The sequence below is a fragment of the Sapientia aquatica genome (assembly GCF_004358105.1).
GTDB classification, from domain to species: domain Bacteria; phylum Pseudomonadota; class Gammaproteobacteria; order Burkholderiales; family Burkholderiaceae_D; genus Solimicrobium; species Solimicrobium aquaticum.
The window spans coordinates 1-10,330 of the sequence record NZ_SMYL01000028.1 but is presented as its reverse complement, the minus strand read 5'-3'; the positions used below and the strand labels follow the sequence as shown (position 1 = coordinate 10,330).

Annotated in this window: 7 protein-coding genes; 5 read left to right on the top strand and 2 right to left on the bottom strand. The window is 43.5% G+C overall.

Going from position 1 to position 10,330, the window contains the following annotated elements; genetic code table 11:
- Positions 1 to 99 (top strand): IS3 family transposase (locus E2I14_RS18970; RefSeq protein ID WP_133327162.1); only part of this gene is annotated, 99 nt, incomplete at its 5' end.
- A gap of 454 nt (positions 100 to 553) precedes the next feature.
- On the opposite strand, the gene E2I14_RS18965 is transcribed toward E2I14_RS18970, so the two are convergent.
- On the bottom strand, positions 554 to 1,213 hold the full coding sequence (locus E2I14_RS18965; protein WP_133331489.1) for an NYN domain-containing protein: 660 nt from the start codon (positions 1,211 to 1,213) through the stop codon (positions 554 to 556).
- Between the two features lie 1,330 nt (positions 1,214 to 2,543).
- Here E2I14_RS18965 and E2I14_RS18960 point away from each other — a divergent pair.
- From E2I14_RS18960 to E2I14_RS18950, 3 genes are all read left to right on the top strand, one after another.
- A complete protein-coding gene (locus E2I14_RS18960; RefSeq protein ID WP_133331487.1) occupies positions 2,544 to 3,692 on the top strand; it encodes a ParA family protein in 1,149 nt (382 codons plus the stop codon).
- The gene (locus E2I14_RS18955; RefSeq protein ID WP_133331486.1) at positions 3,689 to 4,672 is read left to right on the top strand and encodes a ParB/RepB/Spo0J family partition protein; all 984 of its coding nucleotides are present in this window, start codon (positions 3,689 to 3,691) and stop codon (positions 4,670 to 4,672) included. Before E2I14_RS18960 ends, E2I14_RS18955 begins: the two co-directional genes overlap by 4 nt.
- 278 nt (positions 4,673 to 4,950) lie before the next feature.
- Complete coding sequence (locus E2I14_RS18950; RefSeq protein ID WP_133331484.1) at positions 4,951 to 5,907, top strand: hypothetical protein; 957 nt, start codon at positions 4,951 to 4,953, stop codon at positions 5,905 to 5,907.
- Between the two features lie 467 nt (positions 5,908 to 6,374).
- On the opposite strand, the gene E2I14_RS18945 is transcribed toward E2I14_RS18950, so the two are convergent.
- Positions 6,375 to 8,126 (bottom strand): phage integrase family protein, encoded by a 1,752-nt coding sequence (locus E2I14_RS18945; protein ID WP_133331482.1) that lies wholly within the window; start codon positions 8,124 to 8,126, stop codon positions 6,375 to 6,377.
- 1,033 nt (positions 8,127 to 9,159) lie between these two features.
- On the opposite strand from E2I14_RS18945, the gene E2I14_RS18940 reads away from it, so the two are divergent.
- The gene (locus E2I14_RS18940) at positions 9,160 to 10,221 is read left to right on the top strand and encodes an HlyD family secretion protein (protein ID WP_165967907.1); all 1,062 of its coding nucleotides are present in this window, start codon (positions 9,160 to 9,162) and stop codon (positions 10,219 to 10,221) included.
- The last annotated feature ends 109 nt before the right edge of the window (positions 10,222 to 10,330 follow it).

Sequence of the window (10,330 nt, the reverse complement as noted above, 5' to 3'; positions counted from 1 at the left end):
GATGCCTATATTCGCTGGTATAACGAAAAGCGGATTAAAATGTCTCTCGGCTATCTCAGCCCGATCGAGTACCGAGAGAGTCTAGGTTTAACAACGTAAATCAGTCCAAGAAATTGTCCGCACCCCCAGTGGGTCAATTTTCGGTCGGCGGCAACAATGTTACCAATTACAGCGATTTTGCTTTTTTCAAATCAATAATGTAGATCGAATTACTGGTTAGGAATTTGAGCACTATGTTGGTCACCTATTGACGTATCATGAATACTTAGAGTGACCAGAGGTTCCGGTGATTATCGCGTAGACATTATTACTCACAAAGATTGAGTTAGTTGGGAGGCGCAATGTCAACGGCAAGCTTCGACTGCCGAGACTGATACCGTTACTACAGCGAATTCTCGGTTATTTCGCTGAGTACGCGCCATCGTGGTCACAAATCACTGCTTTGGCAAAGCTGCGAAGAATATGCGCAATCGACGAGTTGCGTTTTAGTTGCTCGTGATAAGTTAAGCTAATGGGTGTTGACAGCAATGCAAAATTGACGTTGTTGAAATTATCACCAGCTAAGTGGTTTGTGAAATGCTCCGATGTTATCGGTCAGGTTGTCCGGAAACTGACTGATTTGTAGCACGCCAGAGCGTATTGGTTTATAAAAATCGACCTCTCGCTGAATAGCTCGACTTGTATTCTGTTGAGGATTCAATACTCCGACTTTTTTACCCATTGAGGCGCGAATAATTTTAATTGGCGCAAGTAAATCTGAATCATTTGATACAACCACCGCAACATCAAATAAATTCAGGTGAGCGTCATTCATTAGTGCTACGGCCAGGTTCACATCTGAGCCTTTTTCTTCTGTTTTAATCACGTTCGCGAATTTGTGTATGTGCCCTGTTGCGTCTTGGATAGGTGTAACCAAACGCATTTTTACTGTCTGTGTAAGGTAATGCCCCAGCATGATTTCAACGGTTGGTATAGTTTGGATCGCACGTAAATACATTTGTTGCCGTAACGGTATTTGTGGATCATTCGGACGCGCACTAACCTTGGCGGTAAAGTATTTTATTGACATGATGTCGTTACCTGGTAACAAGTGCTGGCACATTGTTTGTAGGTTAAGCCACTTATAGTGCGTTCCCTTTAATGAGCCGTAATAGAGATTAAATGCATCAATGTATACGCTTGTTCTTGGGGCGGTACTCAGCGCAGTTACCATAGTCACCTAGATAAAATGCAGAAGCCGCCTTTCGGCGGCCTCGCGCCCAACCACCGAAGAGGTTAGGGATTTGGATGCGGGGGTCGCCTGAGCGACCCCGCGCCCATCTGCCGAAACAAATGGGGATGTGTACTTGCATAATAGCGGACATTTTTTTAAATTCAAATACAATTCGCTTGTTAGGCATATTACTATTTAGTATAATCGCGCTATAAGCGCGATTATACTAAATAGTAATATGCCTAAAGGTGTTTCTTAATTTTTCCTATCTTATAGTTGTAACTTCAAATCTGCTCCAAGTTTCACCTTACTAAAGTACCTAAGGGAAACTAGTACTCGCCTCAATTTACAGAGTTCAAATGACCAAAGAGCTAACCATCATAAGCGCGCAGAACTTAGCGCAGTTCGAATTCAGGTCACCCTGTAAGGCGCTCTTTATTTACAAAACATCCTCAACAGTTTCTGTGTTGCTTTCTACAAGTGGCGCTGTTAGATAACGCGACGTAGGAGTTTACAATTCCGTTGAGCGGTCCAAGATATTCAACTGCCATAAACAAACAAATGCAACTCTAACCACTTGTTGGATAGATTCCTGCACAACTTGACGCATTAGTTTGTGAAGCAATGCGTCCTAGATCAATCACAAAATCAAAATTCGATCCAGAATCACCGAGAGCCTGTCCTACCCAATATGGGTTAGGATTGATCACATCAGGATTGCGCGATACCAAACCGTGCCGCTCATCTTTGGGGTCCAGATTATACCAAAGCCACTACTAACACTTTTACTTGTCGCAAGCCCACACGATTATTCGACCACATAGGTTCAAGCATATCCGAAAACTGCAGCATGTCCTTGATGATTGCCGCTGTTCAGCCAGAATTATCTGCTATTGCTGTAAACGTAAAACAGTTGTTATCAACGATATAATAGATCAATGTTTTTTAATATCTAGCAGTTGTTATGCAATCTATCGCTATACCAACCCTTAGTAGCGCTAGTTTGAATTATTTATAACAGTCGTTCTTCGGATTAAGCATTGGATTAAATTTACAAAAGATTAATTTAAATCCTAAACTAATCAGGTAAAGAATAAACTCTTCAGAATTCACCTCTAAATAACGCTAAACCGAGCGTTTATTCGCGAAGATCTTCCAAAATCACCACTTAAAATCATGAGTGAAGCATTTTTGAGCTCGATTGTCTCCAACATGGAAACAACATTCCACAATGTTAACTTGCACCTACATTGTTAACGCTCTATTATTTCCGCATTATTGTGGAAGTTTCGATAAATGCAGAACATATCAACAGTTTCGGAGTGATTTAATGGCATCTAAAAAAATATCGATGAAGGATCTAGACGAGCTCGCGCTTACAGCCGCAGATGTTCTCGCCCAAGTGCGTGAAGCAATGATTGAGCCACACCCACGTAAAGTTTCACCAACATTTACCAGCCCAGCTATCGCTGAATTATGCAGGGTCGACAAAACCCAAATTAAATACCTCACCCAAAAACATTCACTGCCCGCTGGGAACCGCATGGAAGGTTCTAAAGCGAAGGATTATACTCTTGAGGACGCGATTACTTGGATCCAAACGGTAGGTAACCGACCTACTCGTCCCAGCGGTCAACTTGGTAAAGTGATCGCTGTTTGCAACTATAAAGGCGGCGTAGCTAAAACTTCTACCACGGTTGCAATGGCCCAAGCGGCCACCCTGCGCGGACTCAAAGTTCTTTGTGTTGATTGCGATGGACAAGGCACAGCAACTCAGCTTTTAGGTATCAGCCCTGAGCAAGACGTGGAGATCGGGCACACTATCATGCCATATATTCACGATCAGCAACCGGATTTCAGGTATGCCGTCCAAACTACATATTGGCACAACTTATCTATGATCCCAGCATCGAGCGGACTTCTTGCAGCTGAATTTGCGTTACCCGCTAAGGCGATGTCTCAACGCGGGTTCCCTTTTTGGGAAGTATTGAAAAACGGTATAGCACCACTGCGGGAGGAGTTTGATTTAATCTTAATAGATACTTCTCCTAGCTTGAGTTATTTAACGCTCAACGCGATGTATGCAGCCGATGGGCTCATTATGCCCTGCCCTCCTGATGCCCTAGACTTTGCGTCATCAGTTCAATTTTGGGGCATATTCAGCGAACTGATAGAGAACTTACCTAGCGCAAAAGACAAAAGCTACGACTTCGTTTCGGTTGTTTTCACGAAAGTACAACAGAACGAGATTTCACGAATCGTTAAAGAGTGGATGAAGCAGGCATATGGTGCGCATATCAACGGCGTCGAAATTCCTGAATCCAATGCGGCAAAGACTGCTGCGGCTCAGTTGAAAACAATTTACGATCTGTCTAAACCGGACGGATCTGCGGAAGCCTACCGACGGTATAAAGAACCACTTGATCGTTTAGCCGATTTCATTCTCGATCAGTTAGCGATTGCCTGGAGTAAATCATGAGTATATATGACAAACTTGGTGCAAAGACAGCCAGCATCAAAGCTCGCGTTGTTGAAAAGCCTGTTGAGCGTCCAATCAAAACAGCGCCCAGCGCTCATTGGGACGCCACTGAACGTATGCACCTAGCTGAGCAGAAAGTCTCTGAACTTGAAGCAGAGCTCAATAAGGCGATTAACAGTGCTCATTCAAAGATTAAGCTTTCTGATCTTCTTGAGATCGAGGGGCGGCGCAGAAAATTAACGGCAGATGAGTTCAAGGAACTAAAGAACAATCTCGAAAAGCACCCGCTAGTTACACCAATCACGGTTCGGTCAGTTGCTGACGGAAAGTACGAGATCATTTCTGGACACAACCGAGTTGCGGTTTATCGTGAACTTGGCCGTAGTGAAATACCTGCTGTCGTAAATGATTTTGATGAAATCAAGTCAGAGCTAGGTGCGCTTTTCGCTAACCTTTTCCATCCTTCACTTCCTGACGTCCAGAAATATGCTCACTTCAAACGACTAAAAGAAGTGACAGGAAAGTCTCAGCGCGAACTTGCTGAAGAATCTGGTGCGGATCCGAGTGCGATTGCACGATTCATGAGCTTTGAAAGATTGCCGGCCGAAGCTCTAGCATTGATTTATGAGAATCCGGAAAAAATTGGAGCTACAGCTGCGGCAGCTTTCGCACTCATATCAGAAAAAGAATATAAACAGGCCGCTGTAATCCAAGCCGTCAAAGACATCATTGCCGGTGACATTACGCAAGAGGTTGGTGTTCGGCAAGCAAAGGAAGCAGGAGACAATGTGTTCGTAGCAGCGGAGCCGAGGCGAGTAGTCACACCAATCAAAGCCGGTAAATTTAAGTACTGCAAAGTACTATCAACAGATCAAACGATTCGAATCGACTTTGAATCAAAAGAAGAGCGTGATCTCATTGAGAAGACGGTAATGGATATAATCAAAAAGCGCTCAATTGAGTTGTCAAACAAACCATAGAAAATTGCAATTCGTTATAAATCAATGACTTATGATTTCGTGTGTTTTGATTTTGGAGATTTATCGATGTAAAAGATAATCTGTAGAAAGCAAAAAGCCCCGGTTGGCGCCGAGGCTTTTTCGAATAATTGGCAGTTCGGGAGAACTACAAAGTATCCGGTATCAGAGCCCTCACTTTAATTCCCCTAACCGCCCATGTCAATAACTAATTGCTGAAATTTGTGGCAAGGGGATCTTATGCGCTGTTTTTTCATAAAACATACAACAGGGTGGCTTCAATGACCACTCTAAATCTGACATACAACGATGTTCTAGGTGCTTATTCTCAGTACCCAGCTCCGATTCGTCCATACTTAACCCGTACAGAAACACACCCTGCCCTTCGCAGATCTCTTACTAAATCGTTTATGCGTGTGCTCGTCGATGTAGTGGCTAGAGCGCCGATTAAGGATGCAGAGCGCACAATCAAACTTCGAGTAGATGTCATATCCGATAAACTTGAAATCAGCACAAAAACCGTCTCTAGAGCGCTAGCTTTTATGCGTGAACAGGGCTGGATAGCTATAGCACCAGGCACAGATCGTCGGAATAACCGAGGTGAATACAGTTATAGCGAATACACTATAAGTACACAATTACGCGAGTTAATTGGATTACCAACACAAGATAAAAATTTAACGGGACAAATTAAAGAGCAAGAGACAGAAATGTCCGATGGCCTCTATAAGGTTAACAAAGTCTTTAAAAAAGAAGCTTCTTTTAACAGAAGCCCTTCTACAAAAACAAAAAACAAAATCCCCGCTGATTTAACGATACTGCAAACAAAATACGCGATCAGTTTTTTTGGAATCTGTAAGCTAATGAAGTTGGCTAAGGAAACCAATCAACGGCTTCAAAATGTGCTCAAGATCAAAGAAAAATATCTTAAAGCTGGAGGATTGATGAAGGGCAGGGCATTTAACTACCTCGCAAAAATTTTAACGACTGGTGAAGATTTTAGTTTCATCGCGAGAAAACAACTAATATCAGCACCAACAAAAACAGCTGAGTCAAAAGATTATCGACATTTTTTTGATAAAAAATTTGCTGGTCAGAAAGGTGTTCTAGTAAAAATTCACGGAGATGGATCAGGAATAGATCTTACGAACGGCCGACAAAATTACATCTCGCCAAGTGACATGATCAAAGTTTTCAAAATTATTGAAGCTGGGAAGCTTTGGAGAATTGAGGAATAATAGTTGTAAACCAAAGATTTGCTCTGTAAACTTTTAATATCACTAAAACAAAAGAAAAGAGCAAACATGAAAAGGCTTAGGTGGGAAACGGATCGACGCTTTTACGCTGTGCGTGTTTATCAAGATTTGTTTAACGATTGGGTAGTGGAACGAGCGTGGGGCGGTAAGAAAAGCAATTTAGGAAACAGATCGCAAGAAGTGTTGTTCACATATTCTGATGCTGAGCAAGTTATAGAGAAGATCAAGAAAGAACGTCTGGCGCACAAATATGATCTGGTTGAGTCCATCTTTTTGCAGTAGAAAACGTCACAAACTACGCTGATATTTTTCGCCTTGGCACATCACGGCACATTCAAGTGGCCCATTAAAATAACCGATTATGTGCCAAGAGCAATAAGCGCAGCGATTACCCCGCAATTTCTCATCTGATTTTACCGCCGTAAGGCAACGTCATGAAGTCCGCTGAATCAAGTTGTAGCCCCAAAGAAGTACTTAGCAGCTTCCTCCATGATTCGTTTTTTCTTGGACTGAACATAGATTGAAGTCGTCCCAACACTAGCGTGACCAAGGACTGCTTGGACAACATCAATCGGAACATCTTTAGCGACAGACAATGTACCAAACGTGTGTCTGAAGGCATGCGCTGTGGTAGATTCTAGTTGGTGAAATTCTTCGGCATCAAAAGGGCAGGGCACTTGTTTTAAGAGTTTCTTAATTGCGGTCTGAATAATCCGATATAGAGATCCTGGCGTATAGCCATCTCGATTAGATTCAAGTTTTTTTTGGGCGGCTTCATGTGCCGGAATCGTAAGAGGGGAGAGTAGATGTAGATCATCACGCTCCTGAACATCAAGACCACGATCTAGCCAGTGCACTTCAAGCGCTTTCATAGCACGCGCGCTGATGGGGACAATGCGTTTCTTGTGGCCTTTTCCAACTACTTCAAGTTCCATACAATCTGCAAATTGGCTTTTCGTAATCGACTCACGACGAGCTGTGGCCACCTCTTCACGACGCAATCCTGAGTCTCCCATTAATAAAACTATGGCGAGGGCAGTGCGGTATCGGTGGTCGTTTTCCCCAGCTACTTTTAGCTCTGTCACCAACTTATCCCATAGTGGTGCCGGAAGAGCCTTCTCGATGTGCATGCCGTCGACTTCCTTGACCACGATCGGATCCTTCACTGCCGCCCATGGATTACCCGCCAGATATCTCACTTTCACCCAGTAATCAAAAGCGGCGCGCAGAATCCCGATTGCATGGCGTTGGCTTAGCGGACTGAGCGATCCATTGTCATTAAATGGTTTCCAAAGCTTGGAGTGACGCGGTGCTTTGGGGCCACAAAACGACGGGGCAGGGTGGGCAAGAAAAGCTTTATATTCTTCACAGTCCGTCGCATTCAACGAGCTCATTGGCATTGCTTTGATAACGATCGCCCAAAGGAGAAATCGTTCTAACTCCTTTTTGTACGCGCGAAGAGCATGTTTTTGGTCGGCAAACCGAAGGAGATAACACTTAATTGCTTCTAGGTCGTTATTAGCCGAAATATAGCAATAAGCAGGGGAGCGATTAACCCCAGCGGATCCGTCGTATTGGGACGTCGTGGTAATCCTGTCGATGGGCGCAATGATGCCCGGTTGGTTAGGGTGGACAGCGATTGGGGCAGGGTAGGGCGCCGTGATGTTAGTGTTGATTAATTGCAGCCGGCCTAGTGTTTGCGAATGGGATTGAAGCCATTTAACTAGCACCTTGGCCTTTAACTCGCCAATCCTTGGAATGGATCTCCACCAACTGGTGCCGCGTACGGCAATCCAGTCCATGAGGTTTTGAATGGTAATCAGCTTTTCTTCAGCCAGAGCATTTGCTGTGATCGGTTTAAGCCATTGGGACAGTTTCTGATCCGGATGAGGAATCGGTTGCGGTGCTTCAGCAGCTTTGACAAGAATTTCTAATGCCTTCGTAGTGATCGCACCTCCAGCTCGCGCATTTTTTAAAATAGTAGCCAAAGCGGGGTTGTGGACGATAGCTCGCTCAATTAAGTCAGCACGCATATCCAATAAGAAGCGCTCCAGCCCATTTTTAAGCTGGGGAGCGTCCTCAATGTAATACAGAGAAGTGATTTTGGCGATGGATAAGTTCAAGCAATGCGCCCGCAGTGCTGCATAGTCAGATCGCGTATAGGTGGGGCGTTCGAAAAGAATATCAGTATGGTTGCTCATTTTTCACTCGAAGAACAGCGATTTGAGTCAGAATACCACATAAATCCTTGGTTGATAATACGAATTATCAACCAATAAAAACCGATGACTTAGAGCAATCGACTTGATAATACCTAATATATTGTCGAGTAAACGTTAAAAACATATATCATATGACAAGTACTGCTGTCGCCAGTGCTAAATTGACCCATCTATTCCCATCAAAAACTGTTGCCATTAAATAGGTTGCATCGATCTGAAGTGGGGCAGTCAAATATCAGCATCTGGGTCAATTTAACGTCGGCGACAACAGGTAAGGATAAATTTGCGATGGGCGTTGCGCAATGCCGTGCGACGGTGCTAGCGCGCCCTTTTTCGACATTGCTACAACAGATAATAGTGTGTCCTCGTCTACTCAAACGACTCAGTGATTGGAATTAATTCCTGAGGAAAACACTGTATTTGACAAAATACGCAAAGCCCAAGAACAACTCTCGTAGTCCATCAATTCAAAAAAAGTGTGGATTGCGAACCGATTAAACCCATCATCTTGCGGTCGGCGGGGTGGTGGGATTTTTTTAGTACTAAACCAGTTGGTGGCCCTCGAAATAATGATGCGAATTCAAAAAACATACCGAGATTGGCGCTAAAGTGCCGAAATTACTTGGTTGTTGTTTTAATCTGACAAATTCTATTTTTATTTGCAGGTGTTTTAACCAAACCTTAACTCTAATTGTTAAAACTTGATGCTTAAATTAACTTTTCTAAGTAATTGTTTTTAAATGAAGGAATCCTAAAAGGTTTCCGAATAGAAAAATTATCTCACGGCAATTTAGCACTCATTTAACAATCATTAATTATCGATAAAAAGCAAAATACCCTTTTTAGGGTATAGCCAAGAAATTTTTGTTGCGTTAAATTTGGGTCGAACTATACGCAGATCCAAACACGTAAATTTGAATTATTGGCTCACATGAACAACGCTTTCTTCCGATCAGAAGTACTGGCAACTAAAGAAAATTATTGGTTAGGACCAATACGCCTTGCGCAGCCGATGTCAAATTGGTTGATCGTGACGTTGGCATTGTCGATTTCTGTTTTACTAATCTTGTTCGTTGAATTTGGGAGCTACACCAAAAAAGCCCATGTCGCCGGTATTACTGTCCCTAGCGCAGGTAGCCTTACCATTGCAGCACCTAATGCAGGCATCTTGGTTCATAGTCACGTCGTTGAAGGTCAGCACGTTAATGCCGGAGATATCCTGTTTGATATATCGACCGAACGGCAAGGTTCAAACGGAGAAATCACAGCACTGGTCGGACAACAGTTAGCAGCTCGTGAGCAAGCCTTGGCGGCAGAGCAGCGGTTACGCATAGCGCAAGACGCTGATAAAAAACGGGCATTACAAGACCGCCTGCAAAATCTTAATTTGGAAGAAGCTCAACTGACCAAAGAACTGTCTCTAGCGGAACAACGTCAAGCCTTGGCACAACAAAGTCTAAGCAAATTTGAGCTGCTGCAAAAGAGCGGTTTCGTATCGGTAGCCCAAACACAAGAAAAGCAAGAAGCGCTCATTGATATTGAAGCCAAGGTATCTGAATTGAAACGGATTCAGGTTCAACTTCAAGCAACTCGCTTGACAATTCGTTCTGACATAATCGCCCTTTCAACAAGCCTTGAAAGCGATCTATCTCAAATTCAGCGCTCGCAAGCCAGTCTGCAACAAGAGATCGCTGAAAACCAAAATCGCAAAGAGAGCTTTATCACGGCATCCGAATCCGGAACCGTTACGACGATTACCTACAAAGACGGTCAAGCTGTTTCCAGCGGCCAATCGTTAGCCACGTTAATTCCAACGGACTCAGCAAGCTCTGAAACACCCAACTCACCTAATCTCGAAGTGCATCTGTATGTACCTAGTAGGACTGCCGGTTTCTTAGCAGTTGGTCAAGAGGTGCAATTGCGTTATCAGGCATTTCCTTATCAAAAATTTGGCCTGCAACATGGCGTGATCTCAGACGTAAGCAGCACGCCATTTGCGCCGAATGAACTGCCGTCGAATTTAGCCAGCACGATTTTAAGCAGCGCTCAACAGAGTCGGAGTTTTTCAAGCTAGTTGTCGCCTAAAAGTAAATTTTTATGCCGCCAGTTTCAGTTCTTGATATACCTCCTCATGATTTAATGTTTCCTTGTTAGTTTTGTCTGGATTTAAGTCAACAACGTTG